34 protein-coding genes are annotated in these 24,554 nt (G+C 32.9%); 24 read left to right on the forward strand and 10 right to left on the reverse strand.

Going from position 1 to position 24,554, the window contains the following annotated elements:
- Window positions 1-86 precede the first annotated feature (86 nt).
- The 15 genes from LMD38_RS12445 to LMD38_RS12515 all read left to right on the forward strand — a co-directional run bounded on the left by LMD38_RS12445 (window position 87) and on the right by LMD38_RS12515 (window position 12,374).
- On the forward strand, window positions 87-698 hold the full coding sequence (locus LMD38_RS12445; RefSeq protein WP_001242159.1) for a hypothetical protein: 612 nt from the start codon (window positions 87-89) through the stop codon (window positions 696-698).
- 20 nt (window positions 699-718) lie between these two features.
- Window positions 719-1,966 (forward strand): glutathionylspermidine synthase family protein, encoded by a 1,248-nt coding sequence (locus LMD38_RS12450; protein ID WP_000287878.1) that lies wholly within the window; start codon window positions 719-721, stop codon window positions 1,964-1,966.
- A 217-nt stretch (window positions 1,967-2,183) separates the two neighbouring features.
- Entirely contained in the window at window positions 2,184-2,981 is a 798-nt protein-coding gene (gene aacC / locus LMD38_RS12455; RefSeq protein ID WP_129017028.1) for a BA2930 family N-acetyltransferase, read from the forward strand.
- 15 nt (window positions 2,982-2,996) lie between these two features.
- A complete protein-coding gene (locus tag LMD38_RS12460; RefSeq protein WP_016717772.1) occupies window positions 2,997-3,686 on the forward strand; it encodes a phosphopantothenoylcysteine decarboxylase domain-containing protein in 690 nt (229 codons plus the stop codon).
- A 137-nt stretch (window positions 3,687-3,823) separates the two neighbouring features.
- Complete coding sequence (locus tag LMD38_RS12465) at window positions 3,824-4,297, forward strand: tetratricopeptide repeat protein (RefSeq protein ID WP_000400626.1); 474 nt, start codon at window positions 3,824-3,826, stop codon at window positions 4,295-4,297.
- A 12-nt stretch (window positions 4,298-4,309) separates the two neighbouring features.
- Window positions 4,310-5,359 (forward strand): hypothetical protein, encoded by a 1,050-nt coding sequence (locus LMD38_RS12470; RefSeq protein ID WP_208755524.1) that lies wholly within the window; start codon window positions 4,310-4,312, stop codon window positions 5,357-5,359.
- Complete coding sequence (locus LMD38_RS12475; RefSeq protein WP_062821214.1) at window positions 5,352-5,846, forward strand: NUDIX hydrolase; 495 nt, start codon at window positions 5,352-5,354, stop codon at window positions 5,844-5,846. The genes LMD38_RS12470 and LMD38_RS12475 overlap by 8 nt, the downstream gene beginning before the upstream one ends.
- 101 nt (window positions 5,847-5,947) lie before the next feature.
- Window positions 5,948-6,457: a ribonuclease FAU-1 family protein gene (locus tag LMD38_RS12480; RefSeq protein WP_016717771.1), complete on the forward strand. Its 510-nt coding sequence runs from the start codon at window positions 5,948-5,950 to the stop codon at window positions 6,455-6,457.
- Between the two features lie 207 nt (window positions 6,458-6,664).
- The gene (locus LMD38_RS12485; RefSeq protein WP_000822614.1) at window positions 6,665-7,255 is read left to right on the forward strand and encodes a TetR/AcrR family transcriptional regulator; all 591 of its coding nucleotides are present in this window, start codon (window positions 6,665-6,667) and stop codon (window positions 7,253-7,255) included.
- Window positions 7,252-7,980, forward strand: coding sequence for a hypothetical protein (locus tag LMD38_RS12490; protein ID WP_061182503.1), 729 nt, complete (start codon window positions 7,252-7,254; stop codon window positions 7,978-7,980). The genes LMD38_RS12485 and LMD38_RS12490 overlap by 4 nt, the downstream gene beginning before the upstream one ends.
- 216 nt (window positions 7,981-8,196) lie before the next feature.
- A complete protein-coding gene (locus tag LMD38_RS12495) occupies window positions 8,197-8,952 on the forward strand; it encodes an ABC transporter ATP-binding protein (RefSeq protein WP_000218592.1) in 756 nt (251 codons plus the stop codon).
- 15 nt (window positions 8,953-8,967) lie between these two features.
- Window positions 8,968-9,954: an aliphatic sulfonate ABC transporter substrate-binding protein gene (locus LMD38_RS12500; RefSeq protein WP_061182502.1), complete on the forward strand. Its 987-nt coding sequence runs from the start codon at window positions 8,968-8,970 to the stop codon at window positions 9,952-9,954.
- A 16-nt stretch (window positions 9,955-9,970) separates the two neighbouring features.
- The gene (locus LMD38_RS12505; RefSeq protein WP_061182501.1) at window positions 9,971-10,825 is read left to right on the forward strand and encodes an ABC transporter permease; all 855 of its coding nucleotides are present in this window, start codon (window positions 9,971-9,973) and stop codon (window positions 10,823-10,825) included.
- 76 nt (window positions 10,826-10,901) lie between these two features.
- On the forward strand, window positions 10,902-12,014 hold the full coding sequence (gene ssuD, locus LMD38_RS12510; protein ID WP_061182500.1) for an FMNH2-dependent alkanesulfonate monooxygenase: 1,113 nt from the start codon (window positions 10,902-10,904) through the stop codon (window positions 12,012-12,014).
- A gap of 267 nt (window positions 12,015-12,281) precedes the next feature.
- Complete coding sequence (locus tag LMD38_RS12515; RefSeq protein ID WP_001289320.1) at window positions 12,282-12,374, forward strand: putative holin-like toxin; 93 nt, start codon at window positions 12,282-12,284, stop codon at window positions 12,372-12,374.
- Window positions 12,375-12,602: 228 nt separating this feature from the next.
- Here the strand turns inward: LMD38_RS12515 and LMD38_RS12520 are convergent, their stop codons facing one another.
- Complete coding sequence (locus tag LMD38_RS12520; protein WP_062821212.1) at window positions 12,603-13,424, reverse strand: HNH endonuclease; 822 nt, start codon at window positions 13,422-13,424, stop codon at window positions 12,603-12,605.
- 149 nt (window positions 13,425-13,573) lie between these two features.
- Here LMD38_RS12520 and LMD38_RS12525 point away from each other — a divergent pair, with 149 nt between their 5' ends.
- Both LMD38_RS12525 and LMD38_RS12530 read left to right on the forward strand, forming a co-directional pair.
- On the forward strand, window positions 13,574-14,659 hold the full coding sequence (locus LMD38_RS12525) for an AI-2E family transporter (RefSeq protein WP_000837888.1): 1,086 nt from the start codon (window positions 13,574-13,576) through the stop codon (window positions 14,657-14,659).
- Window positions 14,660-14,791: 132 nt separating this feature from the next.
- Window positions 14,792-15,670 (forward strand): phosphotransferase, encoded by an 879-nt coding sequence (locus LMD38_RS12530; protein ID WP_016717765.1) that lies wholly within the window; start codon window positions 14,792-14,794, stop codon window positions 15,668-15,670.
- Between the two features lie 172 nt (window positions 15,671-15,842).
- Here LMD38_RS12530 and LMD38_RS12535 read toward each other — a convergent pair whose 3' ends face one another.
- From LMD38_RS12535 to LMD38_RS12560, 6 genes are read right to left on the reverse strand one after another with little or no spacing between them, the layout of a single operon-like run.
- Window positions 15,843-15,983: a YrzI family small protein gene (locus LMD38_RS12535; RefSeq protein ID WP_016717764.1), complete on the reverse strand. Its 141-nt coding sequence runs from the start codon at window positions 15,981-15,983 to the stop codon at window positions 15,843-15,845.
- Between the two features lie 25 nt (window positions 15,984-16,008).
- Window positions 16,009-16,149, reverse strand: coding sequence for a YrzI family small protein (locus tag LMD38_RS12540; protein WP_062821211.1), 141 nt, complete (start codon window positions 16,147-16,149; stop codon window positions 16,009-16,011).
- Between the two features lie 25 nt (window positions 16,150-16,174).
- On the reverse strand, window positions 16,175-16,318 hold the full coding sequence (locus LMD38_RS12545; protein WP_000668966.1) for a YrzI family small protein: 144 nt from the start codon (window positions 16,316-16,318) through the stop codon (window positions 16,175-16,177).
- Window positions 16,319-16,343: 25 nt separating this feature from the next.
- A complete protein-coding gene (locus tag LMD38_RS12550; protein WP_000668957.1) occupies window positions 16,344-16,487 on the reverse strand; it encodes a YrzI family small protein in 144 nt (47 codons plus the stop codon).
- A 28-nt stretch (window positions 16,488-16,515) separates the two neighbouring features.
- A complete protein-coding gene (locus LMD38_RS12555) occupies window positions 16,516-16,659 on the reverse strand; it encodes a YrzI family small protein (protein WP_000142732.1) in 144 nt (47 codons plus the stop codon).
- A 27-nt stretch (window positions 16,660-16,686) separates the two neighbouring features.
- Entirely contained in the window at window positions 16,687-16,827 is a 141-nt protein-coding gene (locus LMD38_RS12560; protein ID WP_000156180.1) for a YrzI family small protein, read from the reverse strand.
- Between the two features lie 440 nt (window positions 16,828-17,267).
- On the opposite strand from LMD38_RS12560, the gene LMD38_RS12565 reads away from it, so the two are divergent.
- The 7 genes from LMD38_RS12565 (at window position 17,268) to LMD38_RS12595 (ending at window position 21,732) form a co-directional block, all read left to right on the forward strand.
- A complete protein-coding gene (locus LMD38_RS12565) occupies window positions 17,268-17,852 on the forward strand; it encodes a DUF4825 domain-containing protein (protein ID WP_061182444.1) in 585 nt (194 codons plus the stop codon).
- Between the two features lie 14 nt (window positions 17,853-17,866).
- Complete coding sequence (locus LMD38_RS12570; protein ID WP_061182443.1) at window positions 17,867-18,355, forward strand: DinB family protein; 489 nt, start codon at window positions 17,867-17,869, stop codon at window positions 18,353-18,355.
- A gap of 128 nt (window positions 18,356-18,483) precedes the next feature.
- Window positions 18,484-18,864 carry a GntR family transcriptional regulator gene (locus LMD38_RS12575; protein WP_000805194.1) on the forward strand — a complete coding sequence of 127 codons (381 nt, stop codon included), beginning with the start codon at window positions 18,484-18,486 and terminating at the stop codon, window positions 18,862-18,864.
- Entirely contained in the window at window positions 18,861-19,733 is an 873-nt protein-coding gene (locus LMD38_RS12580; protein ID WP_016717761.1) for an ABC transporter ATP-binding protein, read from the forward strand. Before LMD38_RS12575 ends, LMD38_RS12580 begins: the two co-directional genes overlap by 4 nt.
- Window positions 19,730-20,401, forward strand: coding sequence for a DUF4052 family protein (locus tag LMD38_RS12585; RefSeq protein ID WP_061182441.1), 672 nt, complete (start codon window positions 19,730-19,732; stop codon window positions 20,399-20,401). Before LMD38_RS12580 ends, LMD38_RS12585 begins: the two co-directional genes overlap by 4 nt.
- Window positions 20,402-20,434: 33 nt before the next feature.
- The gene (locus LMD38_RS12590; RefSeq protein WP_061182440.1) at window positions 20,435-20,914 is read left to right on the forward strand and encodes a CcdC family protein; all 480 of its coding nucleotides are present in this window, start codon (window positions 20,435-20,437) and stop codon (window positions 20,912-20,914) included.
- A 191-nt stretch (window positions 20,915-21,105) separates the two neighbouring features.
- The gene (locus LMD38_RS12595) at window positions 21,106-21,732 is read left to right on the forward strand and encodes a CPBP family intramembrane glutamic endopeptidase (protein WP_062822372.1); all 627 of its coding nucleotides are present in this window, start codon (window positions 21,106-21,108) and stop codon (window positions 21,730-21,732) included.
- 215 nt (window positions 21,733-21,947) lie between these two features.
- Here LMD38_RS12595 and coaW read toward each other — a convergent pair whose 3' ends face one another.
- The 3 genes from coaW to LMD38_RS12610 form a co-directional block, all read right to left on the reverse strand.
- Entirely contained in the window at window positions 21,948-22,778 is an 831-nt protein-coding gene (gene coaW, locus LMD38_RS12600; RefSeq protein WP_000446256.1) for a type II pantothenate kinase, read from the reverse strand.
- Between the two features lie 68 nt (window positions 22,779-22,846).
- Window positions 22,847-23,245 (reverse strand): 3-hydroxyacyl-ACP dehydratase FabZ family protein, encoded by a 399-nt coding sequence (locus LMD38_RS12605; RefSeq protein ID WP_000547666.1) that lies wholly within the window; start codon window positions 23,243-23,245, stop codon window positions 22,847-22,849.
- A gap of 57 nt (window positions 23,246-23,302) precedes the next feature.
- Window positions 23,303-24,502 (reverse strand): LL-diaminopimelate aminotransferase, encoded by a 1,200-nt coding sequence (locus LMD38_RS12610; protein ID WP_062822373.1) that lies wholly within the window; start codon window positions 24,500-24,502, stop codon window positions 23,303-23,305.
- Window positions 24,503-24,554: the final 52 nt, after the last annotated feature.

Below are 24,554 nucleotides of genomic sequence, written 5' to 3' on the forward strand. Positions count from 1 at the left end.
GTGTTTAGTTTGAAAAAAGTAACATTTACATTATATAATAAAGGTATCTGGAAAAATATAGATAATGGAAATTAGGTGTATAACACATGAGAATGGATAAAAGTAAATTTATAAAAATTGCTACTTCAATAGGGGTATCATCTTTTTTATTAACTGGATGTGGTGATTATGAAGAAGATACTGCTCAACAAGAAAGTACTGCTGTTAAAACAGATGGTGCAAAACAGGGAAATGAACAAGAAACATTAAATTGCGATGATAAAACGCCTACTAATGAAAATGTAGAAAATGATGAGTTATGTAAGGAAATGAATCCATCATTTTCATCGTATCATGAAAATTCACATTTACCGATACTTCCATTCGTAGCAGGATATTTATTAGCAAGCAGAACTTCAAATATGAATTATACAGCAAAACCAAATATAATGAAGAAACCGTATGCAAATAATATTATTCCATATCGTGAGAAAGACCAAAGTAGAACTGGTGGCAGCGGTGGAGGAGGATACTACGGTGGAACTAACAGCAACAACAATAATTCTTCTAATAAAGTGGATTTAAATAAACAACAGCCAAATTCCTCAAATAAAGCGACGCCAGATACAAATACGCCAAAATCATCTACGACACAAACGCCAAAAGTGAATTCAGGTTCAAGTGGAATTGGGAACGCAAAAGCGCCAGCCGGATCATAACACGAAAGGATAATAGAATCATGTATACAGAACAAGAGCAGAAAGAGTATATGAAAGTATGGTTTTCACTAGCGGAAGAGGCTGGTCGGAATGGATTTACTTGGCCGAGTCTACTAGAAAATGAAGAATGGAATCAATATATGGCAACAGGTATGTATCGTATGCCTGTAAACACATATACTGCTATTTCGAAAGCAACAGAAGAAATTATGTACGTGTTATATAGAACGTATCAATATATTCTCAATACGGCAGAAGATTTTCAAACACTAGGATTTCCTGCTGAAACATGGGAAATTGCGAGAATGAAACACACTGGTTTGTTTTCATATTTTACGAGATTTGACTTTATCGTAAATGGTGAAGATATAAAGTTAATAGAAGTAAATTGTGATACACCAACAGGTTATTTAGAGCCATCTGTTGCAAATGAAGTGTTGTGCCGTTATCACGATGTAAATCACCCAAATCATATAGAAGAGCATATTGTGCAGGCGTGGGAACAAATTAAACATGACTATAGTATAGATCCTAGAGAAACGATTTATTTTACGAGTTATGATTGGCATGATGAAGACCATCAAACGGTTCAATTTTTAAGAAGTTATTGTTTAGATCAATCAACGGATTATATAGGTATACAAGATATTGTCGTTGCAGATGATGGTATATATACGCAAAATGGTGAACGAATTCATTATTTATATAGACTATATCCAATTGAATATTTAGTTTCAGATGCTGATAAAAACGGGAAAAGAATTGGACTCCAGTTTTTAGATCATATTGCGCAAGGTAGAGTGAAAATCATTAATCCACCAGCTGCTTTTCTTATGCAAAATAAAAGTGTACTCGCATTAATATGGCAACTTTACGAAGAGGAAGTTTTCTTTGAGGAAGAGGAGCGAGGAATCATTCAGAACTACTTTTTACCGACATATTTTACAAATAAACCGTTTATAGAACGAAATGAATCATATGTATCTAAACCTTTATACGGCCGTGAAGGCGGAGGAGTATCTATATACGAAAATAATGAACTATTAGCTGAAGATAAAACAGAGTATTACTTTGAACAGCGGAAAATATATCAGCAATACATAGAAATGCCTGACTATACAATTGACACATGGGACGGTCCGTATACTGGTAAACTATTAATTGGTTCACACTGTATTAGCGGGAGAGCTGCTGGTTTATTTTTACGTGTAGGTGAGAAAATAACGGGAAACTTATCGATGTTTACTGGAGTTACAATTGAAGGATAAATGGAACAAAGAGCTCATCATTTTTGATGGGCTCTTTCGTTTAAATATATTGTTTTTATTGCTGTGATGTAACGACTTCAGGTTGCTTCTTTTGTTATATAAAACTAATTTATTACCATTTTTTGTGTAGATAAAAATGATTAAGTTAAAAATTAAGAAAAATATGATAATATATGTATGTAGTAGTTTAAAACAAAATGGGGGAACAATCGTGAAAATGAATGAAATAGTGGCAAGTACGCCATTGCCAAATACAATTAAAACAATTACAAATGATTTAAGAAAATTAGGATTAGAAAAAGGAATGACAGTTATTGTACATTCTTCGTTAAGTTCCATAGGCTGGGTATCTGGAGGCGCAGTTGCAGTAGTAGAGGCGTTAATGAATGTTATTACAGAAGAGGGAACGATCATTATGCCAACTCAATCTTCGGATTTATCTGATCCGAAACATTGGTCAAGACCACCTGTACCTGAAGAATGGTGGCAAATTATTCGGGATAACGTCCCAGCATTTGAGCCACATATAACGCCAACAAGGGCAATGGGAAAAGTAGTTGAATGTTTTCGTACATATCCGAATGTAGTACGTAGTAACCATCCATTAGGAAGTTTTGCTGCATGGGGAAGACATGCAGAAGAAATAACGATGAATCAGTCACTATCAATGAGTTTAGGAGAAGAATCTCCATTAAGAAAAATATACGATTTAGACGGATACATATTATTAATTGGTGTTGGATATGATTCCAATACTTCTGTACATTTATCAGAAGTACGTTCTGGTGCGTGTGAGTTAATAAAAGTAGGGGCACCCATTATAGAAAATGGTGAAAGAGTGTGGAAAGAATTTGTTGATATGGATTACGATTCTGACAAATTTGTAGAAATTGGTGTGGAATTTGAGCAAAAGGGAACTGTGAAAATAGGGAAAATAGGAAACGCAAAGTGCCGTCTTATGAAACAACGTGATATAGTTGATTTTGGAACAGAATGGTTTCGTAAGAAAAATTAGTAAGGGATGGTTACAATGAAGGGGAAAAAGGTATTAATTACAAGCGGTGGTTGTTTAGAAAAATGGGATCAAGTTCGTGGTCATACGAATATGGCAAAAGGAACAATTGGAAGAATAATCGCCGAAGAACTTATAAGTAAAGGGGCCTATGTTATATATTTACATGGTTATTTTGCGGAGAAACCGAATGATATAAACAATCAATTAGAATTACACCCATTTGAAGGAATTGTTGATTTACAAGATAAAATGAAGAGTATCATTACGCACGAAAAGGTCGATGCAGTCATTATGGCAGCGGCTGGATCTGATTGGATTGTGGACAAGATTTGTGATCAAGAGGGCAATGTTCTTGATATGAATGGAAAAATCTCAAGTGATATAGCGCCAATTATACATTTTCAAAAGGCACCGAAAGTATTAAAACAAATAAAAGAGTGGGATCCAGAAACTGTACTCGTTGGCTTTAAACTTGAAAGTGACGTAAATAAAGAAGAACTGTTTGAAAGAGCGAAAAATAGAATGGAAGAAGCGAAGGCGAGTGTAATGATTGCAAATTCACCACATTCTTTATATTCGCGCGGAGCAATGCACTACGTAATTGGACAAGACAGTAAAGGGCAGTTATGTAATGGAAAAGATGAAACAGCGAAAGAAATTGTCAAAAGGTTAGAAGTACTATGTAATCGCGTTACTGCTTCATAATTTTAAGTATTTGGATAAGAGTGAGTCCGCATAGTATATATTGGTAAGCGAAACTTTAATTTATGGGAATTTTACTTTTGCACAAACGTTAACCATTCAATATGGATACATAGAATAATTGGTGAGGAGTGAATTCTATGGAACATTTATTAAAGCAAGCTATTAAACTCCGGAAAGAAAAGAAATATGCGCAGTCTAAAGAGATACTCATCGGATTAACAAACTTTACGAGGGATGCAGAAGTACTTTATCAATGTGCCTGGATACATGATGTAATGGGTCTTGAAACAGAAGCTATGCCGTATTATGAACAGGCAATTGCAAACGGTCTTGAAGGGGAGTCACTTTGCGGCGCATATATCGGTCTTGGTAGTACATATCGTTGTATAGGCGAGTATGATAAAGCAATTACTGTTTTAGAAACAGGTTTGCAGCAGTTTCCAGATAATGATGTGATGAAAGTATTTTTGTCATTAGCGAAATATAACGTAAACGATCATGAATCCGCGATGAAATTATTACTTGAAACAGTCGTAAAAGTAGAAGAAGTTAAAGAGTTTGAACGGGCTATTTCATTTTATAAAGACCATTTAAACGAGGTTTTTAAATAGAGGAGTGAAAGTATGAGTGTCACACTTTCGCGAAGGCGAAAAGGTATATGGATTGGACTCGTATCTTTAATCTTATTATCAAACTATTTATTGTATGCTCTTCCGATTGTACCAGCTACTCCGAAAGAAGTTGTTCTTGGGTCATTATTAGATTGTATGTTTGTAATTCCGGTCATTACGTATTTCTTTATTATTCGAAAAAGATACTCGTTAACGTATATATTCCCTGTCGTAATAGCTGGTTATATATTTGCAAGATTTATTATTCCAAGCGACTATTTACAAGCTTTTTCATACGTTTCTTATAGTATAGTTGCAGGAGAAATTGCTTTTGTATGTGTAGAGTTATTCCTTCTATATAAAATTGTTAGAAAGCTTCCTAACATAATAAAAAAATATAAAGAATATAAAAGTGAGTATTCTTCATTTTCTTATGCAATTGATGCTGCGTTTGACGCTGCTATGAAAAGAAATAAATTAGTAGATATTATTGTAACAGAGTGTAAGTTAATCTATTATGCATTTTTATCGTGGCGTGAAAAAGTACCAGAAGGTGAATACGTATACTCATATCACAAAAAGACTGGCGCAATAGGTGTATATATTATGATCATCCATGCGACCTTAATAGAAAGTATCGGCTTTCATTATTTGTTTCATCAATGGAATCCAGTTGTAGCATGGGTGTTACTTACTTTAAACGTATATGCAATGTTTTATTTTTTAGCTGAAATACAAGCAATGCGTAAAAATCCAATTATTGTTACGGAAAAAAAGATAATCATTCAAATCGGATTAGGAAAGAAAATTATTATACCTTTTACACAAATTGATAAGATTACGTTCTATAAAGGAGAACTTTTAAAGAAAGAGAAAGAGGTTCTTGACGCAACGGTGATGGAATTTATAAAGGAACCTCCAACATTTGAAATTATACTTAAAGAGCCGGCGAAAGTACAATTGTTATATGGATTTTCTAAAACAGTAAGTCGTGTTCACTTAAATGTTGATGAGGAACGGAATTTTTATGATGTGATGACGGAGAAATTGAACCATGAATAATGCTACTAATTTTCATCGTACGTTTGGTGTGTATGGCATTTGTATCGAAAACAATAACATATTAGTAATAGATAAAACTAAAGGTCCATATAAGAACAGATATGATCTACCTGGTGGGAGCTTAAATGAAGAAGAGTCGTTGTTATCGGCACTCCATAGGGAATGTAAAGAAGAAACTGGATTAGAAGTAAAGGTTATAAAGCAAGTAGGTACGGTTGATTTTCAATACCCTTCAAAGTTTAAAGATTATACACATGTACACCATATTGCAGTTTTGTATGATGTTGAAAAGAGTGCAGGGAAAATCATAGTACCAAAACAATTTGAAGGTCAAGATTCTTTAGGAGCGAGATGGGTTTCTATAGAAAGCATTACAGAAGACAATTCATCTCCACTTGTATGTAGTGCAGTAGAATGGCTGAAAACAAATGAGCTTCCATTAGAAGTGAAAAAATATGAAGCATGGACAGTGAAAAACTCCTTCTAAAATAAGAAGGAGTTTTATTGTGTACTTGGAGACCAAATACTTCTTTATGACTATATAAACCGATATAATAAAGCTAGAAATAGCATAAGGGGAAACAAAGAATGAATAAATTACTAACATCCAAAAGTGAAATTATAGAAAGAAAAATACGATATGACTCGACAACAGTAGAACACACTTGTTTATTACTTGAAAAGCAGTTGCGAAGTATCGTGTTATTTCATGAGGTTCAGTATTCATTTACGATGAATACACGTGATTCAAGTTTAACAATCCCGAAAGGCAGTTACACCATTGCATACTACTGGGAGGATCGTCCGTACAATTTATACATATGGAGAGATAAGGATGGAATGTATGTAGGCTCTTATTTTAATGTTGTAAAAAATACGCAAATAACAGATGAACTAGTGTCATTTGAAGACTTAATTATTGATATTTTGGTACTTCCAAGTGGAGAATATTTTATTTTAGATGAGGATGAGTTGCCTGAGTCTTTAGAGGAGTTTGAGGATGGTTATGTGAATGAAGCTCTTAATGTATTAGAGGAAATAATTCAAAAGACCCTTCCTCAAATGATTGTAGAAACAGAAAGAGTGAGGTTAAACTAAATTGTAATCGATTTGAAAATAGAATACGTGTTTAATGAAATTGAGTAGTATCAAGTTATATAATCTAACTTTTTTGATAAGTCTAAGGTTAGATGTATATTTCTTGGGATTACTCTTTTTTGTGGAAATTAATATTGACTGAATATAGTTCAGTCATTTATGATTGAATCAGATTCAGTCGAGGACAAACTTAGTAGGAGATGACCTATGAAAAGAATATCAAAAGAACCAGATATAAGACGACAAGAGTTAATGGATATTGGCTTTGAACTATATATGAAAAATGGTATGAAAGGATTTGGCATAAAAGATGTTGTGAATCATGCAGGTGTAGCAACAGGCTTATTTTATTATTACTTCAAGTCTAAAGATAACTTTGTTGATGAAGTTTTAAATGATTTTATTGTGAAAAATATGGAGTTAATCGAAGAAGTACTAATTTCAAATGAACGGTCTGTCATGCAAAAGATGGAAGATTCTCTAAATATATTTTGGACATTTATTGAAAAATTAGCGCCTTATAAAAATGTGAGTTCTTTTCAGACAGAACAACATTTTCAACTGGAACAGAAATTATTCACGCGAATTCAGCCGTTAATTCGACAAGTGATTGAAGAAGGGATGAAAACGGGGATTTTTAATACTGATAACTCATTACTAGCTTCAGGTTTTATTTTATACGGTCTTAGCAGTGTTGCTCATTCAGAGGTGAATTTGAATTTAGATACGAAGCAAGAAATGGTTAATTTAGTATTAAATACACTACGATATGATCAAAGAGAAGGAGAATGTATATGAAGATTATGATAGATGGAAACAATATTTCGAATGAACAACTTACAAAATGGAAAAGAGAACGTATTAAAAAAGTTTTAAATACATTAGGACATAAAGAGCAAGAATTAAATGATACAGACGTTATGATAAAAAAACTAACGGAACTAAAATTAAATTATTCATACGATGAAATGTATGATAAGTTGAAGTCTAAACTTAAATTAAGTGAAATGGGTATGCGTATCGCTACAGTTTTATCTGGTAATAGACGAAAATTTTCAAAAACAAGTATCTATTTAGATGGGATTACAGCAGAAGAAGCGATAAATGGGATTGACAGTTTTATGCTTGAACAATCACGTGAAAATAATCAGGTGAACTTGTCAGCTTGTCCTGATCACTATGTACTAAGACCGTTTGGAGAAAATGAATTAGAAGTTATCGAAACTACTGGTAATTCTCCATTTCCAGTTCAATTTTTTATTGTTTTTGGTGACGAAACGGGATTGAAGACACCTAGAGATAAGTCTTATCAATACCAATCAACAGGTGTTGCACGTATGAAAGACGGTACTACTATTGGTGGAGTTCGACATCAATTCAAAGATACAGATACTGGTATAGAAGTAAGTCTAGTTGTAGAGTTTCCAGCACTTTGTCCTAATAGCCTTATTAAATCGCACCAAATGCATTTGGCATGTGAGTTTTCTTATTGGTTACAGTGGATTAAGAACCGTAAAAAATAAATAACAATAAGGATGTTCAAACGAACCATATGTATTTTTTAACAAAACCCAGTTGACTTATCGGAAATATTTGTATAATATGTACTTAATTCTATTACGTATTGCTGATTGGAGAAACCAAAGGCATTTTATCTATTGATAAAATGCCTTTGGTTTTTTTATTGCATAAATACTGAATCTGTTCATTTAGATGAATCATTTCAAGGAGGCGAAGAAGTGACTGTTTCAATTGATGGAGTATCAAAATATTTTTCGAAACAAACTCGTACCGTTCAAGTATTAGAGAATATTAATTTTCAATTAGAGAAAGGGGATTTTGTTACAGTAATTGGTCCGAGTGGTTGCGGAAAAAGTACACTATTAAAAATTATTGCAGGCTTAGACGGCGAGTTTGAAGGAGAAATCATTATTGACGGGGAGCGTATAACAAAACCGAGTAAGAAGCAAGGATTTATATTTCAAGAGCATCGATTGTTTCCGTGGCTTACAGTGGAAGAAAATATTGCGGCGGATTTATCATTAAAAGATAAGTATGTGAAGGATAAGGTAAAGGAATGGGTTGAAATTGTTCGGTTAGATGGTTTTGAAAAATCATATCCGAAAGAAATATCAGGCGGGATGTCACAACGTGTTGCGATTGCAAGAGCGTTGCTAAGAGATCCAAATGTATTGTTACTTGATGAGCCATTTGGAGCATTGGATGCATTTACCCGAAGTCATTTGCAAGAAGTACTGCTCAACATTTGGGAACAAAAAAAGACGACAATGATATTCGTTACACATGATATAGACGAAGCAATATATCTTTCAAACAGAATTGTCATCATGAGTGCAAAGCCTGGAAAAATACATAAAGTGATTGAAAATAATTTACCTTATCCGCGTAGTAAAACTTCGGAGTCATTCCAAGAAATTCGAAAGAAAGTATTACAGCAGTTTGAACGCGGGGGACTAATTCAAACAAGTATATAGGGAAAGGGTGAGTATATGTATAAAAAAATCAAAATTCTTTCTTTTGCATTAGCTATTTCTTTATTTTTATTCGGATGTGAAAAAAGCACAGCAAGTAGTAAGAAGGAAGATGTAACAGTACAAATTGGTATTCAACAAGGATTAAGTCCACTATTACTCGCACAGAAAAAAGGATGGTTTGAAGAGGAGTTTAAAAAAGAAGGAGTTAAGGTGAAGTGGACAGAGTTTCAAAGCGGTCCTCCTTATTTTGAAGCAATTGCATCAAATCGATTAGACTTTGGTGAAGTTGGCAACTCTCCAGTTATTTCCGCGCAAGCAGCAGGTATTGAATTTACTGAAATTGCTAATACGAGTTATGCGAGAAAAGGAACAGGCATTCTTGTACAAAAAGATAGCAAGATTACGAGTGTAAAAGATTTAAAAGGTAAAAAAATCGCAGTAGCAAAAGGAAGTAGCGCATTTAATTTATTGTATCGAGCGCTTGATAAAGAAGGTATCAATGCGAAAGATGTAAATGTCATTCAGTTACAACCAGATGAAGCGCAGCCAGCATTTGAATCAGGATCAGTAGATGCATGGGCAATTTGGGATCCTTTCATATCGTTACATACGGTAAATAAAGGAGCGAAGGTGATTACAGATGGTGAACAATTAAATGTATCTTCTCCAGAGTTTTTAATTGCGAGAACAAAATTTGCGAAAGAGCATCCAGAATTAGTGGAGAAATTCCTTAAAGTATATGAAAAAGCACGTGTATGGCAAGATGAAAACTTGGATGAAGCAATAAAAATATACACTTCTGCAAAGAAAATAGATGCAGATATTGTAAAAGAAGTGTTTAATCACGACAAACCCATCTTAGTTCCGGTAACGAAAGAAATAGTTGCAGAACAGCAACAGACAGCAGATTTTCAATATAAGCTCGGTTCTATAAAGAAAGAAATCAAAACTGATAAAGTTGTAGATAATTCTTTCGTAGAAAAAGCAATAAAGGCGAAATGAAAAGAGGTTTTGTAAATTGGAAAATACAAAGGCTGTTGTGAAAAGGGCAAGTTTAACGATTGGCAAAAGTAATGTCAATGTAAAAAAAGTGCGAAAGACAAATGTAAAAGTGTTAGTAAGAGCGATTACGATACCAATTGTCGTATTAATTATTTGGCAGTTAGCTGGCGTATTCGATTTAGTCTCTAAAACAGTATTACCAACGCCATTACATATATTTCTAGCTTTCCAAGAACTTATAAAAACAGGAGAGTTATACGGTCATCTAAGTATCAGTGTATTCAGGGCTGCGGCTGGTTTCTTTATTGGTGGGAGTCTAGGAATTATATTAGGAACGATTGTTGGGTTTTCAACGAGAAGCGAGCAATATTTAGATCCGTCAGTACAAATGTTAAGAACTGTGCCTCACTTAGCTGTTGCACCGCTTTTCGTATTATGGTTCGGTTTTGGTGAAACATCGAAAGTGTTATTAATTGCAGATGGTGCATTTTTTCCTTTATACGTAAACGCGTTTCTAGGAATACGAGGTGTAGATTCAAAGTTATTCGATGTTGTGAGAGTGTTAGAGTTTAGTAAAAGAAAATTAATTACAAAATTAATTTTACCTGCCGCATTACCTAACCTTTTACTAGGAGCAAGATTATCATTAGGAGTTGCATGGGTGAGTTTAGTAGTAGCAGAACTTATGGGATCTACAGAAGGTATTGGCTATATGATAATGGATGCAAGGCAATTTTCAAATACAGATATTGTATTTGTCGGTATTATTATCTTTGCATTCGTTGGGAAGTTTTCTGATTCACTTGTTCGTTTACTAGAAGTGAAGTTTTTAAGATGGAGAGATAATTTTAAAGGAGAGATAGGAAATTAACATATAAATTATTAGGGGTAATTTATATAGAGTATTTTAGTGTATGTTTCAACATAAATAAGGGGTGTGTAAAGGTATGGAATTATTATGGTTTATTCCGGCGTATGGAGATGGTCGATATTTAGGCACGACAAAACGAGGAAGAGCAGCTGAGTATGGTTATTATAAACAAGTTGCACAGGCAGCCGATTATTTAGGATATACAGGTGTGTTACTTCCAACTGGTCAAGGTTGTGAAGATCCATGGGTACTTGCATCGGCACTTGCAGCTGAGACAGAGAAATTAAAGTTTTTAGTAGCAGTTCGACCAGGACTAATGTCACCGACAGTTGCAGCGAGGATGGCTTCTACATTTGATAGAATTTCAGACGGGAGGTTACTTATTAATGTAGTAGCTGGAGGAGATCCAGTTGAATTACAAGGAGATGGATTATATCTTGAACATGATGAAAGGTATGAAGCAGCTGATGAATTCTTAAAAGTTTGGAAATCGACTTTGCAAGGTGAGACCATTTCATTAGAAGGAAAACATATTAAAGTTATGGATAGTAAAGTTGTGTTCCCACCAGTTCAAACGCCATATCCTCCTATATATTTTGGAGGATCATCCGCTGCTGGAAAGGAAGTTGCAGCAGAACATAGTGATGTATATTTAACGTGGGGAGAGCCGCCAGAGCAAGTGAAGGAGAAAATAGAGGAAGTAAGAAAACTGGCAGAAGAGAAGGGGCGTTCAGTACGATTTGGCATCAGGTTACACGTAATTGTAAGAGAAACAGAAGAAGAAGCGTGGGAAGAGGCAGAACGTTTAATTCAATATGTAGATAATGAGACAATTGAGCTTGCTCAAAAGACATTTGCAAGATATGATTCAGTTGGTCAAAAACGAATGACCCATTTAAATAAAGGTACACGAGAGTCGTTAGAGATAAGTCCTAATTTATGGGCTGGCATCGGGCTTGTAAGAGGTGGTGCAGGTACTGCGCTTGTTGGAGATCCGCATACAGTAGCAAATAGAATAAAAGAATATGAAGCGTTAGGAATTGATACATTTGTTTTATCAGGATATCCACATTTAGAAGAGGCATATGAAGTGGCAGAACTTTTATTTCCTTTATTGAAAGAAGAAAAGAAACAAGAAAATAAAATTGTTGGTGAAATGGTAGCTGATGCATATGCATTAAAAAAATAGTGAGAAATAAAGTGAAGCTTTAATCCTTTGGTTGAATTGTCCCAAAGGATTATTAGCCTTCACCAATTGGGTATTTAGAGGCAGTTTCACCTATGTTTTGCTTCATTTTGTTTACTGCCTGTTAATACGGGGGAAAAAACTCGCAAGTAAATCACTTGCGAGTTTTCATCGTAAACTATTAGAAAATATGATAAAATTAAATAGTAACTTAAGGTACGGTTGGTTGTTCAATTATCACTTCTCTAAGTAGGAGGGGGGTGATAATAAGTGAGTGAAATAGCGTTGTTACTGCAAGGTGGACTGTTTCTCGTTGCATTGTTAACATTCGTCGTCGTTTTAATAGACAAGCTCAAAAAATAACAACCCACCTATGCCAATAGAATGTGGGTTGTTTTGTTTGTAAGAAACAAATAGGATAAATGAACAATCCAATCTGCTAAGTTACGTGGACTAGTGTGTAGCCGCACACTAGTCTTTTTTATTTATATACAATTTATAATTGGTTTATGTGATTGTATTGTTCTTTTCATACTTATTATAACACAGTGTCTTTTCATCAAGAAAGGAGACCGTATGTTCTGTTTCTAATTAAATAGAAGGTGATTTTTCTTTAAAGAGCCCGTCCATATACTGTTTTAAAGTTTGAACGTAAAATTCTTGCTTATTTACATCATTAACGCCGACAATTGGTGAAGGAAGTTCATATCTCTTTTCTGATAAATGAACGACAACATCAAAAATATCAAATAGACGAATGAAACAGAACAGGCCATCTTTATCACTTAATAAAATAAAGTAGTGGTTTTCGCTATTTGTATTTAATGTATTCCATAAAGAACTTTTGCTTAAATCACGAACAATGCTCTTTTCTTTTAATTCCATGAAGTCGGCATTTGATAGGATGCTAGAAATATCAATCGCATCTGGATCTTCAAAATAGCCATCGACTGCTTGTACAGCGAAAGTATAAGCCATTTTTAATACACTCATTTTATACTTACGGTTATCTAAAAGTAATTCACGTTGAATAGAGCTAGCTACTTTCGTTACACGTTCTTCTTTCCAAATTTCATTATGTAGTGAAATATCGTGCTTTTTACATAGTTTCATAATTAATGCATTGGAATAAAGTATTTCGTCACTTACTTCAACAACATCCGTCTCAGCCGCTGCAAGTTCCTCACCATGCTCATTTGTATAGAGGGGGGAGTCAATCTGTTTTTTCATTTGCTCAATCTTAAATTGACTTAATTTATGCCGAATTAAGGGGCGATCAATATTTGTTGTCATTTGTTCATAACAAGTATCACAAATTGAGTTTGTGAAATAATATCCACATAATATTTCTGGGATGACATATTGTTCACTAAGTTCTTTCGTATCTTTTCTGCAAATGATGCATTGTGTCATTTTTATCACCTTTACCTGCAAATTTGTATGTAATCTCATTGTAGTGTATTTATTGGTATTTTGGAATATTGTAAAGGAAAATATTATGTGAAATTGTTACTTATTTTGGTACAATGAAGTGAAGTGCTAGTTTAAAGGAGGACGTTTTTTTGAAATCGAAAGTGCACTTTTGGACATTAGAAGTGCTAATGGTTGTAGCGATCATATTTATTTGCACAAAAATATCGTTTCTATTTCAACCGATTGGTATCTTCATATCAACGCTGTTTTTCCCAATCTTAATCGCGTTATTTTTATACTTCATATTTAATCCGGTGTTAGTCTTTTTAGAGGAGAAAAAAGTACCTAGAAATTTAGCGATTTTACTGTTATATCTTTTTATCATAACATTAACTGCGGTTGGAGTTGGGGTAGTTGTTCCAACGATCTCACAACAGCTAATGGATTTAGTGAAAAATATGCCAGGCTATATAAAAGAGGGAAAACTATACATACAAGATTTATCCCATCATAGATTGTTTGAATGGTTATCTACGCAAAACTATGTTTCCATTGAAACAATTGAAAAAAATGCAATTGAATACTTAAAGGATATACCAAACACAATTACGTCGAGTGCAACGGCTTTATTTGGTATCATAACGAACGTCGCATTAGTTATTTTTACAGTACCGTTCATTTTATTTTATATGTTTAAAGATGGACATGCGTTTCCAGGAAAAGCAGTAAGTTTATTACCAGAGTCATACCGTGAAGAAGGGCTTCGTATCATTAAGGAAACGAACGAAACATTATCTGCATATATTCAAGGGCAAGCGCTCGTTTGTATATTTGTAGGTGCTTTTACTTTTATCGGTTATTTAATTATCGATTTACCGTACGCTTTTGTTTTAGGAATTATAGCTGCATTTACAAATATCATTCCTAACTTAGGTCCATTTATCGGTGCAGCACCAGCTGTTATTGTAGGTTTGTTCGTATCTCCGATGCAAGCGTTGTACGTAATTATTATCGTAACAATTGTACAACAATTTGAAAGTAACATCATTTCACCGCGTATTATGAGTTCAAAATTAAATATCCATCCGTTAACAATTATTATTTTAATTTTAGGGGTAGGTAACTTTGCGGGAATTATCGGAATGATCTTGGCGGTGCCAGTGTATGCAGTAACGAAAACAGTTGTATCGAACTTAGTGAGATTGTTTAAGACGAAGAGAAGTAATCGAAAGTAAAGTAATGAATTAAGAGGTATAGAACTGTTATTGAGTTCTATACCTTTTTATTTAATAATATGGCAGGAATATGTGTCTTTGTATCGTATATATTCAATAAATAAATATTTATATCAAAAGGAGTTTAGCCACATGGCAGAAATTATAGATACGGAAATGATTATAAATGAATTACAACATAAAGGTATTATTCATTTGACAAAAGAAAACATTGATAGAAAAAAGGGAACGACTGAAGGACAAGTGTATATTTTATATGGAGAGTCTAATAAGAAATATGTATTAAAGATCGATAAACCTGAAAATATTTCGTATACAGAAAGATTTCTTCATATGTATGAAGAGATTTATTTACTTCCTAAAATTATATTTACAGATTCAAACAAAAAATTTATTTTATATACATTTATTGAAGGTGAGACGCATTTTAAAAGAGGGAGTAAAATTCAATGGATGACGTGTTTAGCAAGAGATTTCATTAATAATTATAAGAAATGTAGTGAGGAAGAAGAGTGGGGAAGATTAGGTTTACCAAGAAAGTCTTGGCATGAATTTAATACATACAGTGTTAAAGGAGCTTATAAAAACTTAAACGGTATTTTATTAAAAGATGATTATATGAATGTTATGCAAATTGTAAATGAACTATCAAAAGGGGAGAAGGAAGAAGAAAAACATTTTCTGCACGGTGATACAGGTATACATAACTTTGTCTTTCGAAACGAGATATTAAGAGGTGTTATTGATCCATCGCCAATAGTTGGCCCAGTATTATATGACTTTACATATGCTTTTTGTTCATCACCTGATGATTTAGAAACAGAGACATTATTTGAAGCTTTTTCGCATTTAAATAATGTAGACATTGAGAATTCAAGAATAGTAATGGAAGTTATAGTACAACTGTACACTCGTATTGGAGTTTGTGCAAAAGTGCACCCACAAGATTTAGAAGAGTACTTAGTAGCTTGGCGATATTGGAAAGATAAGATACAAAAATGCCTATTCTAATATTGGATAATAGGCATTTTTGTTGTGATGTTTTTACACATTAAATACGATGAAAAATAAAATTAAAACAGCCTATAACTATGTGGAATCCCTCTGAACTATCCAAATCATTTCCTTACAACGTGCTATCAACATCATAATCGACTCCTTTCAAGTTTTATATTTTAAAGGATTATATGTGAGTATAGTATTTGCTTCTACGATCTCGAATTTCGTCCATAATCTTTTTGTATTGTTGCTCTTGTTTTAATTCATCTTCAGAAAAGATTTCTTTTTGGATTGTAATTGTTAAGAAGAAAAGATGAAACTTCATGATACATTCCTCCTTTCGAAAGGAATTATAGATGGCTACAGTAGTGACTTTGACGTTCTTTTACATCTTCCATAGCTTTATTAATTTGATGGTCATACAATATCTCACTGTCCGAGAACTTAGTTTTTTGAATTGTGATAGTTAAAAAGAATACTTTAAATTTCATTAGATAAAACCCCTTTATAAGTTTATTAGAAAAGACGGCTGTAATAAGAAGCTTGACGTTCTTTTACTTCGTCCATAATAGTTTGAATGTGTTGCTCACGCAAAATCTCTTTCTGTGAAAGTTTACGTTTTTGAATTGTGATAGTTAAAAAGAATGCTTTAAATTTCATTAGATAAAACCCCTTTATAAGTTTATTAGAAAAGACGGCTGTAATAAGAAGCTTGACGCTCTTTTACTTCGTCCATAATGGATTGAATGTGTTGCTCGCGTAAAATTTCGTTGTGAGAAAGTTTACGTTTTTGAATGGTGATAGTTAAAAAGAATGCTTTAAATTTCATGAAGGTAGTTCTCCTTAAAAATATATTTTTAATACATATGCGTATAATATGAACTTTTAATGTCAGTCATTTTATCAGTCAGTTGTTTTATTTGTTGTTTACGATGGATCTCAGCTTCAGTTAAAGTGTTTTTCTGAAGTACAGTCGTAAAAAAGAAAATATGAAAAGTCATAAATGAATTCCTCCTTTCGAAAAGGAATTACATGTGATCACAATAAAGTGCTTGGCGCTCCTTAACATCATTCATAGCTTTTTCTATTTGCTCATTATGAAACATTTTATCTTTAGAAATTTTATTTCTTTGAATCGTAATACTTAAAAACAATACGCTAATAGTCATCGAATGTTGCTCCTTTCTTTAAAAAATAATGTAAGAGACTAAAAAATCGCACAAAAAAGCCACAGGAAGATATAGTTCTCCTATGGCTAGGCGTGAAAAAGCCACAGGAAAGTATACGACCTCCTGTGGCGAATTTATGAATTAATCGAAATAATGTACGATTTTCAATTCTCCATTAGGGTGGTCGAATTCATATTGAATTGTCCAGAAAACACAGGTGCAGTTAACGCTAAAGTTAAAGCATGTAATTGTAATTTCATCATTTCCTTCGACCTCCTTTTAGAATATTTTTCTTACGTTAGTAAGTATATACAATTAATGGATAATTGTAAACATAAAAAATGAAAATTTTTAATTTTGATTAAAATGCGTATATTTTAAAGGGTTTTGAGAAGGTGTATTGTAATTAACGAAATATCGATAAAAATGGGGGATGCTAAATGAAATATATGCATCGTAATGTAGTTGTTATGCTAACAATTTTTTTATGTATTACTTCTTGTTCTAGAGGAGAAAGAATAAAAGAAATATCCGATGTTGAACCTGGTGATTTTAATAAATATGCAGGGACATACGTTGGGAATAACTCAGATGTAGTTGCAATTGTTAATCATTTACCTGGTGGTGAAACATTTCAAAGTGTAAGTTTAGAGAATGAAAGTATAAAGGTGAACTATGGTGCAAAAGGGAATGGCCCCCTTACAGAAGACATGGTTGAGACGTATTGGTTTGATGGTAAGGATACAATAAAGAAGAATTTTCTCTTTAATGCTATTTATCTAGCGATTTTAGTACCAAATGCAAAAGCTTTTGATTTCCAAGTAGAAAATAAAAAGTTTAAGATAAAAAGAGAAGAAATACTACCAATCTTGTATGAAAATTTTAATGATTTTCCAAAAGAAGATAATATATGGGATAAAAAGAAAGTAGTAAAGTTCCTTAATGATAATAAAGAAAAAATGAATAAGCTTGTGAATGATAAAGATTTCCGAAAATCTTTATTTATTAAATATCCAGTGGAATAATTGGAGGGACAAAGATGGAGTTAGTATACAAAATTACTTATCATAGAATGCAGGCTCATTATTTACCTAAGTTAGTACAGGCAATTCAGTTTGTTAGTGAAGAGAATTTATGGAAACAAGGGGAGTCTGTTAATTCAATTGGTGGAATCGTACTGCATATTTGTGAACATATGCAGAGAAATACTAGTCGTTATAAAAATCCAAATATAGTTTTTGAAAAGGGAATCGAGGAGTATTTTCCAACAAAACGACAACATACTGAAGTTTTGCTACAGTACGTTGAAAAGGTATTTGATGAATGGGGAAAAGCATATATACAAGCATGGGAAGAAAAAAGACATATTGAACTTCATAGTTTATTACATTTAGTGGAGCATACAAGTTATCATTTAGGGCAAATAGTAGATCGTACAAAGTTAATAAAAGGACAACAATTTAACTTTTGTCAAAATGGTATAAATGAAAAGAATTTAAGAACAAGAGTTGAAACTTCAAAATTTTAGAAAGAGAGTCATTCTTAAACGAATGACTCTCTTTTTTGTAAAAGAAATTTATGGAAATGAATATGTTTATGTGGTATGGTTAATTACATAAGTAATGAACCTATGAACCGAACTAAGGTGGTGAAATTGTGAAACCTACTCTGGAGCAAAATAAATTAATATACTTACAAATTGCAGAAACCATTGAATCTGATATTTTAAAAGACATATTGCTTGAAGAAGAACAAGTTCCATCAACAAATCAATTTGCGAAGATGTTACAAATAAATCCAGCTACTGCAGCTAAAGGGGTAAATGTATTAGTTGACGAAGGGATTCTATATAAAAAGAGAGGGATCGGGATGTTTGTTGCAAAAGGAGCAAAAGAAGTCGTACTTAAAAAAAGACAAAATACTTTTATGACCGAATATTTACCGAAAGTGTGGGAAGAAGCAAAAGTATTAGAAATATCAAAAGATGAATTGATGGATATGATTCAAAAAATTACGAAGGAGGGGAAAGAGGGATGATTGCACTTGAAACGAAAGATATAACGAAAAAATATAAAAAGAAAGTAGCAGTAAATGAAGTAACGATTTCATTGGAAGAGCATAAAATATATGGTTTGCTCGGTAGAAACGGAGCGGGAAAAACGACACTATTAAATTTACTTGCAGGCCAAATTACTTCAAGTAGTGGAAGTGTATCAATATTTGGTGAACATGTTTTTGAGAATAGTAAAGCGATGCAAAATATTTGTTTTGTTAGAGTGAAAGAAGAAGCACATTTCAGTTATAAAGTAAAAGATATTTTTAAGATGTGTAGCATGTTTTATAAAAACTGGGATGGAAAGTATGCTGAAGAACTCGCTAATAAATTTCAGCTTAATATGAAAGTGAAATATCATAAGCTATCACACGGTATGCAAACAGTTGTTGGAATTATTCAAGGATTAGCAAGCAGGGCACCAATTACAATTTTTGATGAACCAACTACAGGTTTAGACGCAGCACATCGTGAATTATTTTATAGTCTACTCCTAGAAGATTACGGTGAGTATCCACGAACTATTATATTATCCACACATTTAGTAGAAGAAGTAACTCATGTGATTGAAGATGTAATTATTATAAAAGAAGGAAGGATAGTTGTTCAATCATCAGTGGAAGAGTTATTACAACAAGCTTATATTATTTCAGGGAAAAAAGATAAAGTGGATGAGTTCACAATTAATAAAAGAGTAATAAATCGAGAAATCTATGGAAATAAGGGAATTACTGTTATATGGGAAGAACTTTCTAATGAAGATTATTACTCTCTTGAAAAAGAAGATTTAGCAATTGATAGAATTACATTACAAAAACTATTTATTCATATAACTGGTGGTGAAGTGAAATGACGATGTTAATGAAGCAGTTGAAGTTACATATAAAGTATCATTATAAAGCCATTCTTATCTTTTGGACTGTAGCATTACTTATAAAAGGGACCATGACTGCAACCGATTTAAAGGGAATAAATGTGGCATTTTTACATGATATATTCAATAATTCATCAATTGCAATTGTAATGTTTATTGTGATAAGCGTGTTTTTTATTCAAATTGATATTTTTCCTACGGTCGTATTGTTTGGGGTCACTAGGTTTCAATTCTTGATTGGTTCAATATGTTATAATTTATTGCAATCAGCATTGTTTTCATGTCTTCAAGCTTTATTTTTACAGGATACATTTTATAAAACTGAATATGTAAATTGGGGGTCATATGCAATTGAACAATTCTTTGTACAGTTCATATTTTATAGTACATTAGCTTGTTTATTCCAATCAACTATCATTGTTCAGAATAGGTTTAATTGGTTCGGGTTTGCTTTTAGTATAGTATTTTTATTCGGATTGGCGAGTACAATGTATGCAGGAATAGGAATAAAAGAATTGGTGTTTATTAATAGTAAAATGTTGCTAGAAATACCTAATTTCATATCAGTTTCGATTGTTCTTATTTATATATATATTGTAATTAGCGCTCTATTTATTCGTAAGGTTTCGTTTGAAGATACAATTTAAATACAATTATTTTTAGGGAAGAAGGAAGAGGAAATGGGGGATACTTCTTCATTAATAACCGTTTTTTTATGCATTGCACTACTAATATTTTGGCGTCGTTATCGCTCCATGCATAAGCCAATAAAGGGATCAGGAAAACGTATTTTATGGCCATTATTATTTTTAACACCAGGTGTTGTATGGTTTTTTGGTCCCGTACATCCAGCTATATTACAAGTAGTTATAGCGGTATTCATTGGGGGACTTTTCGCTGTGCCGCTTATAGTATTAACAAATTATGAACGAAGAGATGATGGGAATATTTATACGAAAAAAAGTGCTGCTTTTTTAATCACTTTTATTGCACTTGTCGTTTTAAGGTATGGTTCAAGGCAATATATTGCTGGTTTAGATCAACAAACGATAGGTTTATTATTTTACGTCGTTGCAGTATCGTATATTATTCCGTGGAGAATTGCTTGTTTTATAAAGTTTAGGAAAGTTTTGCGGGGGAATAGTAATCATACAGTGTAAAAACAAAGACTTTTCAATAGAGAAGTCTTTGTTTTTTATGAAATCATTATATGCTATGTAACTAATTTTCCCTCTCAAAATCACCACTATATGGTAAAATTTATAGTGAATGAAAGAAATGTATGGTAATGGGGGTAAATCAAATACATGAAATGAAAATAGTTCTTTTTGAGAGGAGGTAATGAGTCGATATGAGCTACTTTATTGCGTTAGTACTTGCTGTTTTATTAGCTTTTTCATATAAAATTGTTGATGTTACAGTTGGTATTATTATTGGAAAAACGTTGTACCGCAAGATAGAAAATGAGATTATTTATATATGGGGGACAATACTGACGATAATTAGTTATTTTTATGTAGATAATTATGTATTCCGTTTACCAATTCACTATGAATCAATTGTTGTATTAATCTTGATTGCCTTGATAACGAATATTGTCATTTCACGATACTCAGGATATAATCCAATTGGGAAAAAGAATATCTTAAACTTTGTAATTATGTATCCTATTTTTGAAGAAGTAATTTTTAGAGGGATGATTATACCAATACTTAACAACGCATTCCCAATCCTCTCTAATTTTGAAATAGCTTACATACCAGTTACGCTACCAATTCTAATATCTTCCTTTCTATTTGCTGTATCTCACTTACAATATTACAAATTTAATCAGACTACTATAAAATTTATGCTGTTCGCATTTTTAGGGGGAATAATATATGGTATGATTACGGATTCCACACTATCAATTGTTTTCCCAATATTATTACATATAGAATTTAACTTCCTTTCTGTATATTACGCAAAAAAGCTGTAGTAAATTGATAATTGAGTTAGTGTATTTATAAATGAATTATTGAAATCTTATTAAAAAAAGGTAAGAAAATAGTTTTTTTCTACAGCTAACGAATTTTACGTCAACAGTCACCTCTAGCTGGGGAACTAGTTGATTTTTACAGTAACAAAGATAAAATCTCACATGTAGAGACTGTTTTAGCGTATAAAATCCGCATTTCAAAAAGCTGACAAAAGTCAGCTTTTTTTATTCGCAACATGAAGTAAAGCACCAATCGCACCGCTATTACCACCATCTTGTAAAAAAATAGGTATTTTATTTTGATATTTTGTGTAGCTACTAATAATATTTTGAAGATGTATGTTATTACATAGAGTCGAACCAATATAAATAATATGGTCAATGTTTTTTGTTTCGGCAAATTGAAGGCTTAATGCAGTAACGACTTCACCGACGAGTCCTTGTACAGTAGCAAGTATATCTGAGCTATTATAATTTGATTCTATAGTAGCGGCTTTACCAAAATTGCTTGCAGTTAAACTATTATCAATAGGGGAGAGAATACCGCCATAAATATCACCAACTGTAATATCTAATTCTTTTCTAGAACCTACTTTTGTTAAAGGGATCACATCTTCAAAATGCTCTAGATTTGTTAACAATTTTGAAAGTCCCATAATAGTACCACCGCCAACACCAGTTCCGCCAGCTCGAATATATTGGTCATTATAAACGTAATGAATAGAAGTACCTGTGCCGATATTTGTTAAAATAAAGTTGTTTATATCATACTTCTCTTCTTTTAAAATGTATCGGACACCTATAAGAGTAGCTTCAAATTCATTTAGTTCTACTATTTTATATGAGTTTGAAAGTAGTTGCTGTAATTGTTTTGCTTTACCACCTGTAATACATATTTGTTTTTTACCAGTGTTTTGCTTAAGCCAATCTATTATTTTATTTTGTTCATTTGAATAAAACTTTTCAAAAGCTAATTGCATTTTTTCGTTCAAATAAGCAATTTTCGTTAATGTTCCTCCAGCATCGATACCGATCGTACTTTCCATTTACCTGCTCCTAACTACGTAATATGCTTTCGTGTTAAATCATACTCTCAACTAATGTAAGGAACACTCTAATCAGCTTGATATATTAATAGCTTTTCTATCGTTACAATCGGCTGATTATTAACAGTTGCGGTGCCTTTACCTAGAATAAAACCTCGGCGATTGCGAGTTAGCTCATAATGTAAATCAAGTTTATCACCAGGATATGCTTTTCCGTGGAATACAACTCCATCTAAAGAGGAGAGAAAGCCTAGTCCTTCAGAGTCACTCGTATGTACAAATGCACTAAGCTGAGCAAGTGCCTCTACAATTAACATATGAGGCATATGTTTTTGACTATCATTTATAAACCATTCGTTATTTGTAATGAGTTTATATCCTGTAACGGATTCGCGTTGTTTTACATTTGTTACTTTATCAATCATTAAAAATGGATAACGATGAGGAAGAGTGTCCTTAATATGCATATGAAAGTACCTCCAATAAATAATACCCCTGCTACAGTTAAGCAGGGGAGTTATTCATTAATTTTTAACTAATTCATTAATTTTTTCAAGAGAAAAAATACCGCTATTCCTAATGTTTTCAACAACTTGTTGTAACACTTCTTTATCTTGAACGAGTGCAATACGTACAAAGCCTTCTCCGTGAGGTCCAAATGCATGACCTGGCGTAACAACGACATTCGCACGATCCATTAATGCATATGCGAAATCTATAGAAGTCCAGCCGTTCGGAATTTCAGCCCAAACGAACATACTACCAGCTGGTTTATCGACATTCCAGCCAAATGTTTTGAACCCATCGATTAAAGTATCTCTACGTTCTTGATAAATACCGCGGTTTTTCTCACAAAAAGCAGCGCCATTTTTTAGTGCAACACATGCCGCTTTTTGAATTGGTAAAAACACTCCGTAATCTGTATTGGATTTAAACTGGGTAAGCGCACGAACAATTTCTTCATTTCCAATCATATATCCAATACGACTACCTGCTAAACTATAACTTTTTGACAAAGAGTTGATTTCTACGCCAACTTCTTTAGCGCCAGGTACAGAGAGGAAGCTAATTGGTTTATTACCATCAAAATAAAATTCAGCATAAGCAAAATCATGGACAACAATAATATTATGCTTTTTCGCGAATACAATTACCTCTTTAAAGAAATCTGCATGAGCCATTGCTGGAACCGGATTCCCTGGGAAGTTTAAAATCATCATCTTCGCTTTATCTGCAATTTCTTCAGGAATTAGCTCTAAGTTAGGTAAGAAACCATTATCTTTCTTTAAAGGCATGTAGTAAGATGTTGCTCCAGCCATTTGAATTCCTGTTTCATAAGCTGTATATCCTGGATCAGGAACTAATATAATATCTCCCGGATTCGCATAAACCATAGGTAAATGAACGAGTCCGTCCTGTGACCCCATTAATAATAAAACTTCTTTATCGGCATTTAATATAACATTATGAGTGTTGTTGTAATATTCAGTTACAGCTTCGTGAAATTCTTGAATACCACTTAATGTGTATCCATAGCTTTCTTTTTGATTTGCTGTATGTACCATTTCTTCTCTTACGAAATCAGCAGGTGGCATATCAGGATTCCCGATACTTAAATCAATCATTTTGTGGCCTGCTGCAATCTTTTCTTTTTTATAGGCCCCTAATTCACTAAATATAGAAGATTGGAATGCTTTCATTCTAGTTGCTAACGTGTAAGTCATCAAAACCCCTCCTAAAAACAGTGTTTTCTTTCTGCGTTTTTAATTATTCTGA

The sequence above is a fragment of the Bacillus pacificus genome (assembly GCF_020861345.1).
Lineage (GTDB): Bacteria > Bacillota > Bacilli > Bacillales > Bacillaceae_G > Bacillus_A > Bacillus_A pacificus.

Coding starts and splice junctions, on each gene's coding strand:
- LMD38_RS12445 (WP_001242159.1), top strand. CDS start 87: ATGAGAATGGATAAAAGTAAATTTATAAAAATTGCTACTTCAATAGGG.
- LMD38_RS12450 (WP_000287878.1), top strand. CDS start 719: ATGTATACAGAACAAGAGCAGAAAGAGTATATGAAAGTATGGTTTTCA.
- aacC (WP_129017028.1), top strand. CDS start 2,184: ATGAATGAAATAGTGGCAAGTACGCCATTGCCAAATACAATTAAAACA.
- LMD38_RS12460 (WP_016717772.1), top strand. CDS start 2,997: ATGAAGGGGAAAAAGGTATTAATTACAAGCGGTGGTTGTTTAGAAAAA.
- LMD38_RS12465 (WP_000400626.1), top strand. CDS start 3,824: ATGGAACATTTATTAAAGCAAGCTATTAAACTCCGGAAAGAAAAGAAA.
- LMD38_RS12470 (WP_208755524.1), top strand. CDS start 4,310: ATGAGTGTCACACTTTCGCGAAGGCGAAAAGGTATATGGATTGGACTC.
- LMD38_RS12475 (WP_062821214.1), top strand. CDS start 5,352: ATGAATAATGCTACTAATTTTCATCGTACGTTTGGTGTGTATGGCATT.
- LMD38_RS12480 (WP_016717771.1), top strand. CDS start 5,948: ATGAATAAATTACTAACATCCAAAAGTGAAATTATAGAAAGAAAAATA.
- LMD38_RS12485 (WP_000822614.1), top strand. CDS start 6,665: ATGAAAAGAATATCAAAAGAACCAGATATAAGACGACAAGAGTTAATG.
- LMD38_RS12490 (WP_061182503.1), top strand. CDS start 7,252: ATGAAGATTATGATAGATGGAAACAATATTTCGAATGAACAACTTACA.
- LMD38_RS12500 (WP_061182502.1), top strand. CDS start 8,968: ATGTATAAAAAAATCAAAATTCTTTCTTTTGCATTAGCTATTTCTTTA.
- ssuD (WP_061182500.1), top strand. CDS start 10,902: ATGGAATTATTATGGTTTATTCCGGCGTATGGAGATGGTCGATATTTA.
- LMD38_RS12520 (WP_062821212.1), bottom strand. CDS start 13,424: ATGACACAATGCATCATTTGCAGAAAAGATACGAAAGAACTTAGTGAA.
- LMD38_RS12530 (WP_016717765.1), top strand. CDS start 14,792: ATGGCAGAAATTATAGATACGGAAATGATTATAAATGAATTACAACAT.
- LMD38_RS12535 (WP_016717764.1), bottom strand. CDS start 15,983: ATGAAGTTTCATCTTTTCTTCTTAACAATTACAATCCAAAAAGAAATC.
- LMD38_RS12540 (WP_062821211.1), bottom strand. CDS start 16,149: ATGAAATTTAAAGTATTCTTTTTAACTATCACAATTCAAAAAACTAAG.
- LMD38_RS12545 (WP_000668966.1), bottom strand. CDS start 16,318: ATGAAATTTAAAGCATTCTTTTTAACTATCACAATTCAAAAACGTAAA.
- LMD38_RS12550 (WP_000668957.1), bottom strand. CDS start 16,487: ATGAAATTTAAAGCATTCTTTTTAACTATCACCATTCAAAAACGTAAA.
- LMD38_RS12555 (WP_000142732.1), bottom strand. CDS start 16,659: ATGACTTTTCATATTTTCTTTTTTACGACTGTACTTCAGAAAAACACT.
- LMD38_RS12560 (WP_000156180.1), bottom strand. CDS start 16,827: ATGACTATTAGCGTATTGTTTTTAAGTATTACGATTCAAAGAAATAAA.
- LMD38_RS12565 (WP_061182444.1), top strand. CDS start 17,268: ATGAAATATATGCATCGTAATGTAGTTGTTATGCTAACAATTTTTTTA.
- LMD38_RS12570 (WP_061182443.1), top strand. CDS start 17,867: ATGGAGTTAGTATACAAAATTACTTATCATAGAATGCAGGCTCATTAT.
- LMD38_RS12580 (WP_016717761.1), top strand. CDS start 18,861: ATGATTGCACTTGAAACGAAAGATATAACGAAAAAATATAAAAAGAAA.
- LMD38_RS12585 (WP_061182441.1), top strand. CDS start 19,730: ATGACGATGTTAATGAAGCAGTTGAAGTTACATATAAAGTATCATTAT.
- LMD38_RS12590 (WP_061182440.1), top strand. CDS start 20,435: ATGGGGGATACTTCTTCATTAATAACCGTTTTTTTATGCATTGCACTA.
- LMD38_RS12595 (WP_062822372.1), top strand. CDS start 21,106: ATGAGCTACTTTATTGCGTTAGTACTTGCTGTTTTATTAGCTTTTTCA.
- coaW (WP_000446256.1), bottom strand. CDS start 22,778: ATGGAAAGTACGATCGGTATCGATGCTGGAGGAACATTAACGAAAATT.
- LMD38_RS12605 (WP_000547666.1), bottom strand. CDS start 23,245: ATGCATATTAAGGACACTCTTCCTCATCGTTATCCATTTTTAATGATT.
- LMD38_RS12610 (WP_062822373.1), bottom strand. CDS start 24,502: ATGACTTACACGTTAGCAACTAGAATGAAAGCATTCCAATCTTCTATA.